The 17,912-nt window shown below is 59.0% G+C and carries 15 protein-coding genes and 1 tRNA gene; 10 read left to right on the plus strand and 6 right to left on the minus strand.

Features of this window, described 5'->3' with window-relative positions; all coding sequences use genetic code 11:
• Positions 1 to 174 precede the first annotated feature (174 nt).
• The 3 genes from DG357_RS14680 (at position 175) to DG357_RS14690 (ending at position 3,178) form a co-directional block, all read left to right on the plus strand.
• Entirely contained in the window at positions 175 to 870 is a 696-nt protein-coding gene (locus DG357_RS14680; RefSeq protein ID WP_080351161.1) for an EAL domain-containing protein, read from the plus strand.
• A 209-nt stretch (positions 871 to 1,079) separates the two neighbouring features.
• Positions 1,080 to 2,393 carry an MFS transporter gene (tcuC, locus tag DG357_RS14685; protein ID WP_047367859.1) on the plus strand — a complete coding sequence of 438 codons (1,314 nt, stop codon included), beginning with the start codon at positions 1,080 to 1,082 and terminating at the stop codon, positions 2,391 to 2,393.
• A complete protein-coding gene (locus DG357_RS14690; RefSeq protein WP_028013726.1) occupies positions 2,390 to 3,178 on the plus strand; it encodes a substrate-binding domain-containing protein in 789 nt (262 codons plus the stop codon). The genes tcuC and DG357_RS14690 overlap by 4 nt, the downstream gene beginning before the upstream one ends.
• On the opposite strand, the gene DG357_RS14695 is transcribed toward DG357_RS14690, so the two are convergent.
• The 3 genes from DG357_RS14695 to DG357_RS14705 form a co-directional block, all read right to left on the minus strand.
• Positions 3,153 to 4,052 (minus strand): LysR family transcriptional regulator, encoded by a 900-nt coding sequence (locus DG357_RS14695; protein WP_028013727.1) that lies wholly within the window; start codon positions 4,050 to 4,052, stop codon positions 3,153 to 3,155. The genes DG357_RS14690 and DG357_RS14695 overlap by 26 nt on opposite strands.
• Before the next feature lie 90 nt (positions 4,053 to 4,142).
• Positions 4,143 to 5,672, minus strand: coding sequence for a cryptochrome/photolyase family protein (locus DG357_RS14700; protein ID WP_088204846.1), 1,530 nt, complete (start codon positions 5,670 to 5,672; stop codon positions 4,143 to 4,145).
• Positions 5,669 to 5,815 carry a DUF2256 domain-containing protein gene (locus tag DG357_RS14705; protein ID WP_088204845.1) on the minus strand — a complete coding sequence of 49 codons (147 nt, stop codon included), beginning with the start codon at positions 5,813 to 5,815 and terminating at the stop codon, positions 5,669 to 5,671. The genes DG357_RS14700 and DG357_RS14705 overlap by 4 nt, the downstream gene beginning before the upstream one ends.
• 189 nt (positions 5,816 to 6,004) lie before the next feature.
• Here DG357_RS14705 and mtfA point away from each other — a divergent pair, with 189 nt between their 5' ends.
• On the plus strand, positions 6,005 to 6,802 hold the full coding sequence (gene mtfA, locus DG357_RS14710) for a DgsA anti-repressor MtfA (protein ID WP_088204844.1): 798 nt from the start codon (positions 6,005 to 6,007) through the stop codon (positions 6,800 to 6,802).
• On the opposite strand, the gene DG357_RS14715 is transcribed toward mtfA, so the two are convergent.
• Positions 6,799 to 8,010, minus strand: coding sequence for an MFS transporter (locus DG357_RS14715; RefSeq protein WP_088204843.1), 1,212 nt, complete (start codon positions 8,008 to 8,010; stop codon positions 6,799 to 6,801). The genes mtfA and DG357_RS14715 overlap by 4 nt on opposite strands.
• A gap of 138 nt (positions 8,011 to 8,148) precedes the next feature.
• Here DG357_RS14715 and DG357_RS14720 point away from each other — a divergent pair, with 138 nt between their 5' ends.
• From DG357_RS14720 to DG357_RS14745, 6 genes are all read left to right on the plus strand, one after another.
• Positions 8,149 to 9,891 (plus strand): IucA/IucC family protein, encoded by a 1,743-nt coding sequence (locus DG357_RS14720; protein WP_088204842.1) that lies wholly within the window; start codon positions 8,149 to 8,151, stop codon positions 9,889 to 9,891.
• Complete coding sequence (locus tag DG357_RS14725; protein WP_088204841.1) at positions 9,891 to 10,838, plus strand: GNAT family N-acetyltransferase; 948 nt, start codon at positions 9,891 to 9,893, stop codon at positions 10,836 to 10,838. The genes DG357_RS14720 and DG357_RS14725 overlap by 1 nt, the downstream gene beginning before the upstream one ends.
• Positions 10,835 to 12,577 carry an IucA/IucC family protein gene (iucC, locus tag DG357_RS14730; RefSeq protein ID WP_088204840.1) on the plus strand — a complete coding sequence of 581 codons (1,743 nt, stop codon included), beginning with the start codon at positions 10,835 to 10,837 and terminating at the stop codon, positions 12,575 to 12,577. Before DG357_RS14725 ends, iucC begins: the two co-directional genes overlap by 4 nt.
• Positions 12,574 to 13,899 carry a lysine N(6)-hydroxylase/L-ornithine N(5)-oxygenase family protein gene (locus tag DG357_RS14735; RefSeq protein WP_088204839.1) on the plus strand — a complete coding sequence of 442 codons (1,326 nt, stop codon included), beginning with the start codon at positions 12,574 to 12,576 and terminating at the stop codon, positions 13,897 to 13,899. The genes iucC and DG357_RS14735 overlap by 4 nt, the downstream gene beginning before the upstream one ends.
• A gap of 26 nt (positions 13,900 to 13,925) precedes the next feature.
• A complete protein-coding gene (locus tag DG357_RS14740; protein WP_028013734.1) occupies positions 13,926 to 16,115 on the plus strand; it encodes a TonB-dependent siderophore receptor in 2,190 nt (729 codons plus the stop codon).
• 163 nt (positions 16,116 to 16,278) lie between these two features.
• Positions 16,279 to 16,354 (plus strand) — tRNA-Asn (locus DG357_RS14745).
• Positions 16,355 to 16,446: 92 nt separating this feature from the next.
• Here DG357_RS14745 and DG357_RS14750 read toward each other — a convergent pair.
• Positions 16,447 to 17,406: a quinone oxidoreductase family protein gene (locus tag DG357_RS14750; protein WP_088204838.1), complete on the minus strand. Its 960-nt coding sequence runs from the start codon at positions 17,404 to 17,406 to the stop codon at positions 16,447 to 16,449.
• A 48-nt stretch (positions 17,407 to 17,454) separates the two neighbouring features.
• Positions 17,455 to 17,844, minus strand: a complete 390-nt coding sequence (locus DG357_RS14755; protein WP_047367867.1) for a RidA family protein — start codon at positions 17,842 to 17,844, stop codon at positions 17,455 to 17,457.
• Positions 17,845 to 17,912 lie beyond the last annotated feature (68 nt).

A 17,912-nucleotide genomic window follows, 5' to 3' on the forward strand; every position in this document is an offset into this window, starting at 1 on the left:
ACAACAAATGATGAACAAGGGATAAACAGACGCAGAAAAACATTAAACGGGCCGATAAAAGGCATCCAGACCAGTATAAAAAACTATTTTTACACTGTTCACAAAGATTAACCTCATTAAATAAAGGGAGAGATATAGAATTAATCACCTATAAAATCGCACACTCACGTCGTCATGAAACGTTTTACTATTCGGCTGCAGCCCATAATGTCACTCACTACGAGGCAACTCTGTGGATATGAAGTGCTGTCTGAGCCTCCCACTGAGGTCAATATTGCAGAGTGGTTTGAACAGTGCTCATCCGCCCAACTCCTGCAGTTGAGAACGTGGCAGCTCAAGACGCTTGAAAGTCAAAAAATCACCGTAAAGCTCTTTGTTAACCTCACCACAGCCATTCTCGCCAGCGAAGAGGGGACCGCGGCGCTTCTGCAAGGCCCTTTACCGGGGGTCGTTGAGCTTCAGGACCCAATGGCAATCGCCCGTCTTGACGCGACCAGGCTCGCATTACTGGATAAAAATCTCCGGCGTCTTCGGCATGCCGGTATGGAGGTCTGGCTCGATGATTATCTCAGCGACTATGGCAGTACGCTTGCCGATAGCGGGCTGGAATTCGATGGGGTGAAACTCGACTGCGCTGCGTTCCAGCAGTATCGCAACGATAGCGCGGGTTTAGCGCACCTGATCGCTGAAGCACGACGTTTCGGAACGTTCGTCCTTGCGGAAGGGGTTGAGAGTCAGCGAGACGTCAGAGCGGCATTGCTGGCGGGGGCCGATCTGGCGCAGGGATTTTACTGGCCGGAGAAAAAAATCCATGCGGTGCAGGCCCCGTCGGTTCAAACCGTCCAGAGACAAATGCGCAATGTCACATAACCGTAATAGCAAAATGCCGCCCTCCTATCGTAACCATATAATTAAATAGATGTTAACTTATTGTAAATTATAGTCATCCAGCTACACCATGAAGGATTGATGCATGTCACGCATCAGCTTATGTGTAATTTGCGCTTATTAATTTTCCCTCACTGATCCAGTTTTCAGAAACAGACGCGTAAAACGTCAACAATAAACTGGAGATAACCATGTTTTCCTCAACCTCACCTGCAACCGTACGCTCTAAGGCGGGCGCGATACTTCGCGTGACGTCCGGCAACTTTCTTGAACAATTCGATTTCTTTCTTTTCGGCTTCTACGCCACCTACATCGCCCACACGTTCTTCCCGGCGAGCAGTGAATTTGCGTCGCTGATGATGACCTTCGCGGTCTTCGGCGCGGGCTTCTTGATGCGTCCAGTCGGGGCCATTGTGCTGGGGGCTTATATTGACAAGGTCGGTCGCCGCAAAGGGCTGATCGTGACGCTTTCCATCATGGCGGCAGGCACCTTCCTGATCGTGCTGATCCCGTCCTATCAAAGCATCGGGCTTTGGGCACCGTTGCTGGTACTGACGGGCCGTCTGCTGCAGGGCTTTTCCGCCGGTGCGGAGCTTGGAGGCGTCTCGGTCTATCTCGCTGAAATCGCCACGCCGGGCCGCAAAGGGTTCTATACCAGCTGGCAGTCCGGCAGTCAGCAGGTTGCCATTATGGTCGCCGCGGCGATGGGCTTTGCCCTGAACGCGCTGATGGAAGAGAGCGCCATTCGTGAATGGGGCTGGCGTATCCCGTTCCTGTTCGGCTGTTTAATCGTGCCGTTTATCTTTTTCCTGCGCCGCAAGCTGGAGGAGACGGAAGAGTTCAGCGCGCGCCGCCATCATCTGGAGATGCGTCAGGTCTTTAAAACGCTGCTTGGCAACTGGCAGGTGGTGGTCGCGGGCATGCTGATGGTGGCGATGACCACCACCGCGTTCTACCTGATCACCGTCTACGCGCCAACCTTCGGCAAAAAAGTGCTGATGCTGAGCGCCTCGGACAGCCTGCTGGTCACGCTGCTGGTGGCGATCTCTAACTTCATCTGGCTGCCGGTGGGCGGCGCGCTGTCGGACCGCTTCGGGCGTAAACCGGTGCTGATTGCCATGACCCTGCTGGCGCTGGCCACCAGCTACCCGGCCCTGACGCTGCTGGCTGATGCGCCAAGCTTCTCCATGATGCTGAGCGTCCTGCTGTGGCTCTCCTTCCTGTATGGGCTGTATAACGGGGCGATGATCCCGGCGCTGACGGAAATTATGCCCGCTGAAGTCCGCGTGGCAGGGTTCTCTCTGGCTTACAGCCTCGCAACGGCGATCTTCGGCGGCTTTACCCCGGTGATGTCCACCGCGCTGATTGAATACACTGGTGACAAAGCCTCGCCGGGCTACTGGATGAGCTTCGCCGCGGTGTGTGCCCTGCTGGCAACCCTCTACCTCTACCGTCGTCGCGCGGTATCGGTGCAAAACACCGTTAAGTCGCAGGGGGCCGCATGACTCGCACTTCTCGTTATGCCGCCACCGCGCTGATGCTGACGTTCCTGAGCGCCAATGCCTGCGCTCAGGAGGTGAAAGTGATGATTTCAGGCGGTTTCAAAGCCGCCCTTGAAAAGCTGGCACCGGAATATGAACGCCAGACCGGCGATACCATCGTGATTATTCCCGGTCCGTCAATGGGCGCTACGCCGCAGGCGATCCCAAACCGGCTCGCGCGCGGCGAGAAAGCCGACGTGGTGATTATGGTGGGCGATGCGCTGGCGAAGCTCGAAAAAACCAGCCAGACCCAGCCGGGTTCGCGAACCGAACTTGCGGACTCCCCCGTCGGAATGGTGGTGAAAAAAGGGGCGGATGTCCCTGATATCAGCAGCGAGGCGACGCTACGTAACGCGCTGCTTCAGGCCAGCTCCATCGCCTATTCAGACAGCGCCAGCGGCAGGTATGTCAGCCAGACGTTGTTCAAGAAACTAGGGATTGAAAAGGAGGCGGCGGCTAAAGCAACGATGGTCGAACGCATTCCGGTTGCTTCGGAAGTGGCAAAAGGGAAATACGCCGTGGGCTTCCAGCAGGTGAGCGAGCTGCTGCCGGTTCAGGGCGTCACCTTTATCGGTAAAATCCCGGATAATCTGCAGTACATCACGCGCTTCGCGGGTGCGGTCACCCGTCACGCTGAACATCCTGACGAGGGGAAAGCGCTGCTGACCTATCTCGCCTCACCGCCCTCACGCGCCGTCATCGAGAAGACGGGGATGATCCCCGTTACGTCCGGCGATACCGCTCGGTGATCTCTTTTTCCAGTTCAGCCGCGATATAAGACTGGATGCGCCCCCGGCGCCGGATAAGCCCCACGGTACGTTTAACTTCCGGCGCCACCAGCGGCAGATGCGTCAGCGGCGTGTACTCTGACGTCGGCATCGACATGGCGGGAACGGCGGCAATGCCGATCCCCGCCTCTACCATACCGAGCATCGTGGTGACGTGGCGCGTTTCGCAGACGCTGGGGCGCTCGGGAATGATATCCCCCAGCATCCGATCCAGCAGGTTGCGGTTCCCCGACGTTTTATCAAGGGAGATATAGTCCTGCTGGTAAAACGCCTGCCAGGTCAGGTGGCTCTTCTGCGCCAGCGGGTGGTCCTTTCTGCACGCCACAACGTAGACATCCTCCACCAGCGGGAAAAATTCAATTTCAGACGGCAAGTTTCCAGCAAAGCAGATGCCAAAATCCGCCTGGCTTCGGGCCACGGCGTCAATCACATTCCCCGCGCTGCTGTCGATGAGCTTAATGCGAACGCGCGGAAAGCGGGACTGAAAGCGACGGATCACATCAGGCATAAAGTAACAGGCGGCGGAAGGTACAGCGGCGACCGTAATCAGCCCCGTCCGCTCTTCACTGGCCTTATCGACATCCGCCAGCATTGATTCCACGTTGTCGAGCAGCTGTGCTGAGCGTTCAGCAAAGTTTTGCCCGTATAACGTCAGGGCGACGCGGCGGGTGGTTCGGTCAAACAGCCTGGTTCCCAGCGCGGCTTCCAGCTTTTCGATCCTGCGGCTCAGCGCCGACTGGGATATGCAGATTGATTCAGCGGCGACACGGAAGTTACCGTATTCCACTAACGCCCTGAAGGCATAGAGATCGTTAAGGTCGAAATTCACGGGCATAGCGTCTGGATGTCCTGTCAGGGAAAGCAACAAAGTCAAAAATAATAGCGTCTTATTGACCTTCCGCAACCGGCGCGGTGTTGAAATAGGTCAGAGGTCGTTGAGATTGAGGCGAATGCGCCCGGCCTGGTCAGCAATCGCCTGCCGTTCCTCTTCCTTCATATCGGCAAGCTGTTTATAGACAATGCCCAGGCGGGGATTGTTACCGAGGCGCGCCCGGTTGCGCGCAAAGAAATCCCAGTAGAGGGCATTGAACGGGCACGCCAGTTCTCCGGTGCGCTGGTTGTGCTGGTACCGACATCCCTGACAGTAATTACTCATCTTATGAATGTAGGATGCGCTTGAGACATAGGGCTTACTGGCCAGTAACCCGCCATCGCCAAACTGGCTCATGCCGAGAGTATTGGGCAGCTCCACCCATTCAAACGCATCAATATAGACCCCCAGATACCACTCATGAACCGCCTGCGGCGACAGGCCGCTGAGCAGACTAAAGTTCCCGATCACCATCAGGCGCTGGATATGGTGGGCGTAAGCCTCGGTAAGCGATTGCCCAACGGCATGCGCCAGGCAGCGCATCTGCGTTTTGCCCGTCCAGAACCAGTCCGGCAGCGGGGCGTGCTGCTCCAGGGCATTCAACTCGCGATAGCCCGGCATTTGCGACCAGTAGATCCCGCGCACGTACTCCCGCCAGCCGAGAATTTGTCGGATAAACCCTTCAACGGCAGGCAGCGGCGCGTGGCCAGAACGCCAAGCCTGCTGGGCGGCGGCCACCACTTCCCGGGGATTAAGCATTTTGGTATTCAGCGCAAAAGAAATTAACGAATGAAAAAGAAAAGGTTCTTCCGCGTGCATCGCATCCTGCCAGTTTCCAAACTGCGGGAGCACGTGAGAAATAAACGCATCCAGACTGGCTTTGGCTTCCGAACGGTTGAGCGGCCAGCGAAAATTGTCGGCCTGCGGTTCGCCGAAGGACTTTACGCCGCAGCGTTGGATCTCTGCCCACAAGGCTGAACGATCCTGGCGGGGGCGCGAGTCACCCGGTGCGGGTGGCTCGCCGGACCAGCGCCTGCGGTTTTCAGCATCATAATTCCATTTCCCCCCTTCCGGCTCGCCTTCAGAGGTCAAGAGAATCCCGTGCCGACGGCGCATTTCCCGATAAAAGTATTCCATTCGCCAGCTTTTACGCGACGCAAAAAACGTGCTTACCGCGTCCCGGGGGGTGAAAAAATGCTCGCTGCTGACGCAGGCTGTTTCGACGGACGCTGTTTTCGCCCACGCCTGCAGCTGCGCATCAAGACGCCATTCGTCGGGCTCCTGCCACAACACCCTTCCGGCGCTGTAATGCGTAACAAGCGCGTTGAGATTCTCTTCCAGCGCGCCGCGGTTTGAACCGTCAGAGAGCCGGACATACCTTACCCGATGCCCCTTCTCTTTCAACGCTGAGGCAAACGCCCGCATGGCGGCGAAGATAGCGATAACTTTCTGGGCATGATGCAGCACGTATGCGGTTTCCGCCCGCAACTCCAGCATCACGTAAATGACGTTCGGACTGCGGGTATCAAACCAGCTGTGATGCGGATTAAGCTGATCGCCCAGGATCAGACGCAGCTCGGTCAACGGTGGCTCCTGCGGCAACGCTCGGAACAGTATTTGACCTCATCCCAGCATTTCGCCCATTTTTTGCGCCACGTCATGGGCCGCTGGCAGTGCACACACAGCCGCCTGGGCAGTTCCTGCTTGTTGCCTTTGAAATCGCTCATCTTTTCAATACCGTACTGATTTATTCACCCCACCTGCGGATAAAGGCTACGACAGACGTCACAAAATGAAGGTGATGCCTGCAAAGCGCTACCCACCGCTACGTACGAAATGATAGTTTATTCGGGCTGTAAGTGTTGCAATGATAACGTTCCCCTTTGTGTTCAAGTGACGAGTTTGCGAGCAAAGTGATGATTAAGTGGCCCTGGAAAACGAATGAGGCTGGCCGGGATATGGCGCTGCCGTGGGATGACGCGCTGGCGATCCCTGTTCTGGCGAATCTTAAGCCGGATGAACAATCGAAACTGGTTCAGATGGCGGATCGTTTTTTGCAGCAAAAACGTCTGGTGCCGCTGCAGGGGTTCGAGCTTGATCCGCTGAAAAACGCCCGCATCGCCCTGCTTTTCTGCCTGCCGGTGCTGGAGCTCGGCATTGAGTGGCTGGATGGTTTTCATGAAGTGCTGATTTATCCTGCACCGTTCGTCGTCGATGACGAGTGGGAGGATGATATCGGGCTGGTACACAACCAGCGGGTGGTGCAGTCCGGACAAAGCTGGCAGCAGGGGCCAATTATCCTCAACTGGCTCGACATTCAGGACTCGTTCGACGCCTCGGGCTTTAATCTGATTATTCACGAGGTGGCGCATAAGCTTGATACCCGCAACGGCGATCGCGCCAGCGGCGTGCCTTTTATTCCGCTACGTGAAGTCGCAGGATGGGAGCACGACCTGCATGCGGCAATGGATAACATCCAGGATGAGATCGATCTGGTGGGCGAAAGCGCGGCCAGCATTGATGCCTATGCGGCAACTGACCCCGCCGAGTGCTTTGCGGTGCTCTCGGAGTACTTCTTCAGCGCCCCCGAACTCTTCGCGCCCCGTTTCCCGGCGCTGTGGCAGCGTTTCAGCCAGTTTTATCAGCAGGATCCGCTCCAGCGCCTGCGGCAAAATGAGGCGTCCGGCGGGCATTCCTCCCGCCAGGTCCATTAAGCTTTTTCAGCAGGGGTACGCGCGGTTGACCATACCCCTATGCTCAGGACTAAAAACAGCAACGCCATTCCCCATGCGGCCACCGTTAAAGACTGCTCCCCGTAAAAGCGCGTCACGACCGGCACCAGCAGCGCGCTGACGCCATAGCCTAACGTATGGCTGGTGGCGATAACGCCAGCCCCTTTCCCCGTGGTCAGCCGATCGTTTAGCAGCAGCTGATAGCCCGGCGTAGCCATCGCCGCCCCGAGTGACGTGATAACAATCCCCACGTAGAACAGCGCTAAACCGGCGACAGCCATCAGCCCAAGCCCGGCCACCATCAACGTCGCCGCGATGCAGAGCAATGTTACCGGGCTGAAGTGCTGTGGGCGAACCACCAGAAACTGTGCCGCGAGCGTAGCCAACGCGGCCAGGCTCAGCAGGAGCGCAACATGATGGCTGATATCCCGGGCGTTGCCGTCCAGCAAGGGGCTGAGGTGCGGTGACAGGCCGAGCTGCATCAGGCTCACCAGCGCCGCCAGCAGCATCGCCAGCAGCAGGAACGGCAGCATGGACATCTGCAGACGGGTCGCCTGGTGTGCCACCGGCGGCAACGGCGGATCCGCCACCTCGCGCAGCACCAGCAGCAGAGCGATTAACGGCGCGATCGCCATCAGCCAGAGCGGCGCGACCGGGTTAACGCTGAGCATCAGCGCCGCCAGCGGAGGCCCCAGCAGGCGGCCGCAGCTTAGGCCGGAACTGATGGTTGCCAGCGCCGCCATGCGTTTATCCAGGCCCGCACGCTGAATGGCCCACGTCTGCGCGGCAGGCACCATGCCCGACACCGTCAGGCCATACAGCAGACGCGAGAGGATCAGCCCCGCCAGCCCCCAGGTGCTTTCCAGCCTCCCTGCCGCCATCGCCCAGACCACCAGCGCCATGACGCCAAAGCTGGCGAGATAGCCGCTGAGGGAGGCCACCATAACGACCTTACAGCCGCGGCGCTCGCTCTGGCGTCCCCACCAGGGGGACGCGGGTAAGAAAAGCATGGAGCCGAACATCAGCAGCCCGGCCCAGACCGAGAGTGAAAGTCCGGTCAGGGTCACCAGCTGCGGAAGCATGACCAGCAAACCGTTTTGCCCGATGCCCAGCAGGCCCGCGCAGAGCGCCAGGGGCCAGTTGGCTTTGGAGGTGATATTTTCGGTCAACGTTTCAGAATCAGCGCGCATGAAAATGTGAACATAGTGTCAATAAATGTGTGGAAATTATGAAGTTAATGAAAACAAATATTGCAAAAATAGTTGCCACTGTAAACAGAATGAATATCATAACGAGAATTATTATCAGTCATGGAATGAGGTACATCTATGCGTGCTCTGCCCCGCTCTGCCGGTACAGACGTTGCAGCCCAGTGTTTTTTAAACGCCCTGTTACGCGAAACGAAGGACTGGCGCTATCTCCCTGCAGCCGCAGCGGATGAGTTAGCGCACATTCATATTCCACTCTCTTCCTCCCAGGCCCTTCGGGTTCCGGTACGCTATTTCTCCCCAACCCAGCACCATCAGTACCGTTTCCCGGCAACGCTTATTCAGAGCGATAGCGACAGTGGTGACGCCGTCACTTTCACTCAACTGATTGATTTAATTCTTGAAAAACCCTCAGTAAAAGGCTCACTGGATGCCGATACGCTGACTCGTTTTAAACAGCGCGCGCTGGAAAGCCATGCCCATACCTGGCAGGCGATTGATTTGCGCCACGGCTGGGCAACGCTGCGAGACAAGCCGCTGACGTTTGCCGAAGCGGAACAGGCGCTGCTGGTGGGCCACGCGTTTCACCCTGCGCCAAAATCCCACGAGCCGTTCAACGAAACCGAGGCGCGCCGGTATCTGCCGGATTTCGGCTCCCGCTTCCCGCTGCGCTGGTTTGCCGTTGAGAGCACGCTCGTTGCCGGCGACAGCCTGAACGTCTCCCTGCGCGAGCGTCTGCTGCGCTTCGCCGCCCAGAGCGCGCCCGATCTGCTCGGCCACTTCACCGACACCCGCTGGCTGCTGCCGATGCATCCGTGGCAGGCCGACTATCTGCTGGAGCAGGACTGGTGTCAGCGTCTGGCGGCAAACGGTTCATTACAGGACCTGGGTGAAGCGGGCGCACAGTGGCTGCCCACCAGCTCCTCACGCTCGTTGTACAGCGAAACCAACAGCGACATGATTAAATTCTCCCTCAGCGTGCGCCTGACCAACTCCGTGCGCACGCTGTCGGTCAAAGAGGTTAAGCGCGGTATGCGCCTGGCGCGGCTGGCAAAAACAGAACGCTGGCAAGATTTACAGGCCCGCTACCCGACCATGCGCGTGATGCAGGAAGACGGCTGGGCGGGACTGCGTGATGAAAACGGCGTCATTCAGGAAGAGAGCCTGATGGCCCTGCGCGTTAACCTGCTGTTCGATACGCCAGACACCCAGACCAACGTGCTGGTCAGCCTGACGCAGGCCGCGCCTGACGGCGGCGACAGCCTGCTGGCCGCAGCGGTACGCCGTCTTAGCCAGCGTCTGGATTTACCGCTCGCTCAGGCCGCCCGCTGCTGGCTGGACGCCTACTGCGACCGCGTGTTGCTTCCGCTGTTCAGCGCCGAGGCGGACTACGGTCTGGTGCTGCTGGCGCACCAGCAAAATATCCTCGTTGAGATGCAGCAGGATTTCCCCGTCGGGCTGATCTACCGCGACTGCCAGGGCAGCGCCTGGACCGAAGGGGCCGACGCGTGGCTGAAAGAGGCGGGCGAAACCGACGTGGAAAACCGCTTCGGTGAAAGCCAGCTGCTGCGCTACTTCCCTTATTACCTGCTGCTGAACTCCACCCTTGCCGTCACCGCCGCTCTCGCCGCCGCCGGTTTCGACAGCGAAGAGCACCTGATGTCCCGCGTGCGTGACGCGCTGGCCGGGCTGCGCACGACGGCGAAGCAGACCCGCTGCCTCGACTACGTGCTCGACAGCCCGACCTGGAACTGCAAAGGCAACTTCTTCTGCTACCTGCACGATCGCAATGAGAACACCATCGTCGATCCGGCGGTGATCTATTTCGACTTTAGCAACCCGTTTTACAAGGAGAAGGCGTGATGGCCATCGCGAATATCGTCCATTCCGGCTACGGCTTTCGCTGCACCGCAACGGAACAAAATCTGCCGCTGACGCTGGGTCTTGACGGCAGCGCGGTGCTGGAGCGTCTGACCGGGATCCCGGCCGGCTGGCTGGTGGAAGCCCTCGATCAGCTGTTTGTTGCCGCGCCGGCCCTGACCGGCATTACCCTGCCGTGGGCGGACTGGCAGGATGAACCCCAGGCGCAGGCGCTGTTTAGCCAGGCCCACGGGGATTATCTGGCGCGTGCAACCTTCTGGCAGCTGCCGCTGTGGCTGCAAGGCGAACGTCCGCAGGCAAGCGGTGGGATGCAGTTTGATGAGAGCCGCCAGCTTTACTTCCCGCTGCGTCCTCGTCGCCCGCAGGGCGAGGTGTATCGCCGTTACGATCCGCAAATCAAGCGCACTTTAAGCTTCCGCGTGGCGGACGTGGCGCTGGACGGCGAGCGTTTCACTCAATGGATGAATAACCCGCGCGTGAACGCCTTCTGGGAGATGGCGGGCCCGCAGGCCGAGCAGGAAAACTACCTGCGCCGCCAGCTTGACTCGACCTACTGCTACCCGGTTATCGGCTGCTTCGACGACCAGCCGTTTGGCTATTTTGAACTCTACTGGGCGGCAGAAGACCGCATTGGCCGTCACTACCGCTGGCAGCCGTTTGACCGCGGGCTGCACATGCTGGTGGGCGAAGAAAAATGGCGCGGCGCGCAGTATATCCGCAGCTGGCTGCGCGGCCTGAGCCACTATCTGTATCTCGATGAACCGCGCACCGCGCGCATCGTGGCCGAGCCGCGCTTCGACAACCAGCGCCTGTTCCGCCATCTGGCCTCCGCCGGTTTCGACACGGTGAAAGAGTTCGACTTCCCGCACAAGCGCTCGCGCCTCATCATGAGCCAGCGTCACCGCTTCTTCAGCGAGGTGGGCCTGTGAACGCGCTCTGGCAGAAAGTGAACCGCGAGATGGTGGCGAAGATCCTCGCGGAGCTGGAATACGAACGCACCCTGCGCGCCGAGCCGGTTTCGTCGGACGGCTGGCGCATCGCCATGGGCACCGAGTCCTGGCAGTTTCGCGCCGCGCGCGGGATCTGGGGCTGGCTGCATATCGACCCGGACAGCCTGACCACCGCCAGCGGCGCCGCCGTGGAAGCGGAAAGCGCGCTGCTGCAGCTGACGACGGTGCTGGAGATGAGCGACGCACAAACGGCGGAGCACATGGAAGATCTCTACGCCACGCTGCGCGGCGACATGCTGCTGCTGCAGGCGCGTGAAGCGCTGGACGCGGACGCGCTGATCCACCTCGACCCGGACGAATTACAGTGTCTGATGAGCGGCCACCCGAAGTTTATTTTCAACAAAGGCCGCCGCGGCTGGGGTCTGGACGCGCTGCGCCAGTACGCGCCGGAATACCGCGGGCGCTTCCGCCTGCACTGGGTCGCCGTCCAGCGTGAACATCTGGTCTGGAGCAGCGACGCCGATTGCGACATTCACGCTCTGCTGGCCAGCACCATGGATGATGCCGAGCGCGCCCGGTTTGACGCTCGCTGGCAAGCGCTGGGTCTCGACGACGGCTGGCTGCCCGTGCCGCTGCACCCGTGGCAGTGGCAGCAAAAAATTGCCATTCATTTTCTTGCGCAACTGGCGCGCGGTGAAATGGTTGAGCTGGGCGAGTTTGGCGATGAGTACCTGGCCCAGCAGTCCCTGCGCACGCTCACCAACGCCAGCCGTCGCGCGCCGTATGACATCAAGCTGCCGCTGACCATCTACAACACCTCCTGCTATCGCGGCATTCCGGGCAAGTACATTGCCGCCGGTCCTCTGGCCTCGCGCTGGCTGCAGCAGCAGTTCGCCGCTGACGCCACGCTGATCCGCTCTGGCGCGCAGGTGCTGGGCGAACCCGCCGCCGGGTATCTGTCGCATCCGGGCTACGCGGCGCTGCCGAAAGCGCCCTACCGCTACCAGGAGATGCTGGGCGTGATCTGGCGCGAGAACCCATCCTGCTATCTGCAGGACGGCGAACAGGCGGTGCTGATGGCGGCGCTAATGGAAACCGACAACGCCGGGCGTCCGCTGATCGACGCGTGGATCACGCGCTCGGGGTTAACCGCCGAAGCGTGGCTGGAAAAGCTGTTTGAGGCAACGGTGATCCCGTTCTACCACCTGCTCTGCCGCTACGGCGTGGCGCTGATTGCCCACGGCCAGAACGTGACGCTGGTGATGAAGGACTACGTCCCGCAGCGGATCCTGCTTAAGGATTTCCAGGGCGATATGCGCCTGGTGGACGAGGATTTCCCGCAGGCTCAGAGCCTGCCGGAACAGGTAAAAGCGGTGACGGCGCGCCTGAGCGCGGATTACATCATCCACGACCTGCAAACCGGCAACTTTGTGACGGTGCTGCGCTTTATTTCACGCCTCACGCTGCAAAGCGGCGTCAGCGAAACGCGTTTCTATCAGATCCTCGCCGGGGTGCTGCACCGCTATATGGCCGCGCATCCGGAGCTTGCGGAGCGCTTTGCGAAATTCGATCTGTTTAAGCCGCAGATTATTCGCGTGATCCTCAACCCGGTCAAACTGACCTTCTCCGAACACGACGGCGGCAGCCGCATGCTGCCGAACTACGTTACCGATCTTGATAACCCTCTTTTTCTGGCCTCCCGGGAGTCCGCGCAATGAAAACCTATGATTTCATCGGCATTGGTATTGGCCCGTTTAACCTCAGCGTCGCCGCCCTCGCAGAAGGTCTGGACGGCTTTAGCTCGCTGTTCCTTGAGCGTAAACCGCACTTCTCGTGGCACCCGGGCATGATGGTGCCGGACTGCCACATGCAGACCAGCTTCCTGAAGGATCTGGTCAGCGCCGTGGAGCCGACCAACCGCCACAGCTTTCTGAACTACCTGGTGCAGCGCAAAAAGTTCTACCGCTTCCTGACCACCGAGCAGCGCACGGTTTCCCGCGAAGAGTTTGCCGACTACCTGTGCTGGGCGGCAGACAACCTCACCAACCTCGCCTTCAGCCAGCAGGTGCAGCAGGTGAGCTTTGATGAGCAACGCGGCCTGTTTGAGGTGGTGACCCAGCGCGACCGCTTCCTGGCGCGCCACGTCTGCGTGGGGATTGGCAAACAGATCAACCTGCCTGACTGCGTCACGGCGCAGGACGATACCTGCTTCCACGCCAGCGAGATGATGCTGCGCACGCCGGATCTCGCCGGCAAGCGCGTCACCGTTGTCGGCGGCGGCCAGAGCGGCGCCGACCTGTTCCTGAATATTTTCCGCGGCGAATGGGGCCAGCCGCTGAGCCTGAATTGGGTCTCGCGCCGCAATAACTACAACGCACTGGATGAAGCCGCCTTTGCTAACGAGTATTTCACGCCGGAGTACGTGGACAGCTTCTCCACGCTCGGTGAAGAGTCGCGTCGTCAGATGCTGCACGAGCAGAAGATGACCTCCGACGGCATCACCACCGAGTCCCTGCTGGCGATTTACCGCGCCATGTATCACCGCTTCGAAGTGCTACGTGAAAAACCCTGGGCACACCTGATGCCGTCCCGCTCGGTGACGGCCCTGACGCGTCAGGAAACCGGACATCGCCTGAGCATTCAGCATCACCTCGACGGCGGCCACGAGCAGCTGGAGAGCGACGTGGTGATTTTTGCCACCGGCTACCGCGCCGTGCAGCCCGCGTTCCTCGCGCCGCTGTCTCACCGCCTGCATCTGGATGCGGACGAAGCGTTCTGCATTAACAACGATTTCACCCTCGAATGGGACGGTCCGCAGAGCAACCGCCTGTTCGCCGTGAACGCCGGGATGCACCGTCTCGGCATTGCCGAACCCCAGCTCAGCCTGATGGCCTGGCGCGCGGCGCGAATTCTGAATCGCGCACATGCCGACGAGCCGTTTGAACTGGCCACCACCCCTGGCGTTATCCACTGGCGGAGCACCACCAGCCCGGAGAGCAGCCAGGTTTTTAAATCGTTAGCAAAAACCACTGAGTACTGACACACACAATCAGGATCAACATAACAATGAAACGTTCTCATCTTTGGGTTTTAAATCCTTGCTTGCTTGCAATGCTTTCTACCTCTGCGTGGGCGGAAGAACAAAAGGAAGAAAATATCGTGGTCTCTGCCAGCCGCGCGCACCGCAGCGTGGCCGAGATGGCGCAGACCACCTGGGTCATTGAACGCTCTGAGATCGAGCAGCAGGTTCAGGGCGGGAAAGAGATTAAAGAGGTGCTGGCGCAGCTGATCCCGGGCATGGACGTCAGCAGCCAGGGGCGTACCAACTACGGCATGAACCTGCGCGGCCGCTCCATGATGGTGATGGTGGACGGCGTACGCCTGAACTCGTCCCGCAGCGACAGCCGCCAGCTCGACTCCATCGACCCGTTCAACATTGACCGCATCGAAGTCATCTCCGGCGCCACGTCATTGTACGGCGGCGGCAGCACCGGCGGCCTGGTGAACATCGTCACCAAAAAGGGCCAGCCGGAGACCGAAGTTGAGTTCCAGACCGGAGCAAAAAGCGGGTTTAACAGCCACAATGACCACGATGAGAACGTGTCGGCTGCGGTCAGCGGCGGCAATGACAACGCCTCCGGTCGTCTGTCGGTGTCGTATCAGCGCTACGGCGGCTGGTATGACGGCAACGGCGACGAGGTGATCATCGACAACACCCAGACCGGCCTCCAGTATTCCGACCGTATTGATGTGATGGGAACAGGCACCCTCAACATCGACGATCACCAGCAGCTGCAGCTCACTACCCAGTACTACAAGAGCGAATCCGACGGCAAGCATGGGCTGTATCTCGGGAAGAACTTCTCGGCGGTAACGGGCGATGCCACCGCGTACAACAAGGATAATCTCGACTCTGACCGCGTGCCGGGCACCGAGCGCCATCTGATTAACCTGCAGTACTCCAATACTGATTTCTGGGGCCAGGATCTGGTCGCGCAGATTTACTACCGTGACGAGAGCCTGACCTACTACCCGTTCCCGACCCTGACCAAAGGCGTGGTGAGCAGCATCGGCGCGTCGCAGCAGAAAACCGATTTTTACGGCGGCAAGCTGACGCTGAACAGCAAGCCGGTGGACGATTTGACGCTGACCTGGGGTGTCGATGCCGACCACGAAACGTTCGATGCCAACCAGCAGTTCTTTGACCTGAGCAAAGCGGCGGCGAGCGGCGGCATGGAGCTGGACAACGCCTACAACGTGGGCCGTTATCCTGGCTACAGCATCACCAACCTCGCTCCGTTCCTGCAGGCGAGCTATGACATTGACGCCATCACTCTGAGCGGCGGCGTGCGCTACCAGTACACCGAAAACAAGGTGGATGATTTTGTTGGCTACGCCCAGCAGCAAGCCATCGCCACCGGGAAAGCCACCTCCGCCGACGCGGTGCCGGGCGGGAAAACCGATTACAACAACTTCCTGTTTAACGCCGGGATCCTCGGTCGTCTGACCGAACAGCAGCAGCTGTGGTTTAACTTCTCCCAGGGCTTTGAAATTCCTGACCTGGCGAAGTACTACGGCTCCGGCACCTACCAACTCAGCAACGGCCACTATCGCCTGCTGAACAGCGTAAACGTCAACGACTCAACGCTGGACGGCATCAAGGTCAACGCCTACGAGCTGGGCTGGCGCTTCACCGGTGACAACCTGCGCACGCAGGTCGCGGCGTATTACTCGCTCTCGGATAAAACCATCACCATCAACAAGACAGATATGACCATCAACCTGGAAGACGACAAGCGTCGTATCTACGGGATTGAAGGCCAGGTGGACTATTTCTTCACCGACAGCGACTGGAGCACCGGCGCGAACTTTAACGCCATCAAGTCTGAAACCCGCGAAAACGGGAAGTGGGAGAAGCTGACGGTCGACAGCGCCAGCCCGTCGAAAGCCAGCGCATGGGTCAACTGGGCGCCGGGCGACTGGACCCTGCGCGTGCAGAGCACGCAGACCTTTGACGTGTCTGACGCCGACGGCAAGAAGATCGATGGCTATAACACGGTCGATTTCCTGGGCAGCTACGCCCTGCCGGTGGGGAAAGTCAGCTTCAGCGTGGAAAACCTGCTGGACAAAGACTACACCACCGCCTGGGGCCAGCGCGCGCCGGGGCTGTATAGCCCAACCTACGGTGCACCGGGCCTGTACACCTATAAAGGCCGCGGACGTACGTTTGGTCTGAACTACTCCGTACTGTTCTGATCCTTCGCGCCGCCTGCGGGCGGCGCATTTCGTTGTGTAATTTCAACGCGAATTTGCTATAAAATCAGCGATTTGCTGAAATAGTCGGCAAACGAACAAAAAGCGCGTTTTCCCCTTTGACAAGGCGTACCGAGGTCGATAATATGCGCCTCGTTCACACGATTCCTCTGTAGTTCAGTCGGTAGAACGGCGGACTGTTAATCCGTATGTCACTGGTTCGAGTCCAGTCAGAGGAGCCAAATTTGAAAAGCCTGCTTTTAAAGCAGGCTTTTTGCTTTTCATTTTCCCCTCCGCATCGGGAGAATTTCGGAGCCAGGTTGAGGTCCCCCCATCATGGCTTCATAACAATACGGCCAAGCGGTTTCGCTGTCTCGGCGTATTCATGGGCCGCGGCGGCGTTAGCCAGGGGGAAGATGCGATCAATGACAACCCTGATGCGCCCTGCCGCTTCAGCCTGCAACATCTCGTCCACGCTTGCCCGAACCTCAGGCCTTTCAAAAAGGGGGCCCATGAATACCCCCATGAGCGTCTGGTTAGACTGCATTGCCGGCCATAAGTCGGCTGTCAGGCTGCCACCGCCCGCATTACCGACGAAAACGAGACGCCCTTCCGGCGCGAGTGCAGAAAGCGACGCAGGCAACGTCGTCCCTACCGGATCGATGACGAGGTTAACACCGGTGCCGCGGGTGACCTGTAGGACACTCTCCACGACGTTATTCTCTACACGATCCACAACATGATCGGCCCCCAGTTCCAGCAACCGGTTTTTTCGCTGCGTTCCGCTTGCCACGGCGATGACCGTCGCGCCAGCTTGTGAGGCAAGCTGAACGGCCGCGAGCCCCACGCCACCCGCTGCTGCCTGAATCAGAACGGTTTCTCCGTGCCGGAGCATGCCTCGTGTGAAGAGGCAGTGATATGCGGTTCCAAAGGAGATCGGTACCACCGCCGCTTCTGCTGCATCCACTCCGTCTGGTATAAGCCAGGTTCGTTCCTCAGGCACAGCCCAACGTTCCGCATGCGATCCCTGCATGCTAAAAGCAGTCACTCTGTCTCCAACCTTGCGGCTACGGACTTTCGACCCGACGGCAACCACCGTCCCCGCAGCCGCGTAGCCAACAATCCATGAAGGAAAAGGCGGCGGAGTTGAACGTCGGTTGATCAGATCTCCCCCTTCAATTGAGATAGCCTCGACAGAAATCAGGACATCGTCAGGCCCTGCGACCGGATCCGGAACATCGACATATTGCAGGACGCCGGGAGCGCCTTCCACGTCATAAACCGCTGCCTTCATAAATTTTCCTCTGACTTACCTTTTGACCGTCGGAAAGATCCGTAACGCTCAGGGTAGCCTGGCAATCACCTTTATCTCAAACTTGAATCCGTACAGCCACGTCACGCCGATCCCGGTCAGCGTCGGATAAGGTGCTTCCCCCCAATAGTCTGGCAGGACACTCCAGATAGCGTCGAGGTTTGACTCGGGATCGACAACAAAAAGGGTAACGTCAACCACGTCATCGAACGTGCAGCCCGCAGCCGTGAGAACAGCATTAAGGTTATCAAACGCCAGACGGATCTGCGCTTTTATATCCTCTTCAGGCGAACCATCTTCCCGGCTACCCACCTGCCCCGAAACAAACAAGAAGCCATCAGATTTGATGGCGGGTGAATAGCGATTGCGCTCATAGAGCGCCTGGCGTCCGAAGGGAAAAACGGCTTCGCGTGTTGTCATATGTGTACCTTTGTAATGGGGCGAACTCTGCCCGGTGAACGTAAAGAGACTTTACAGCTGCTGAAGCA

The sequence above is a fragment of the Enterobacter bugandensis genome (assembly GCF_900324475.1).
In the GTDB taxonomy this organism is placed as follows: Bacteria; Pseudomonadota; Gammaproteobacteria; order Enterobacterales; family Enterobacteriaceae; genus Enterobacter; species Enterobacter bugandensis.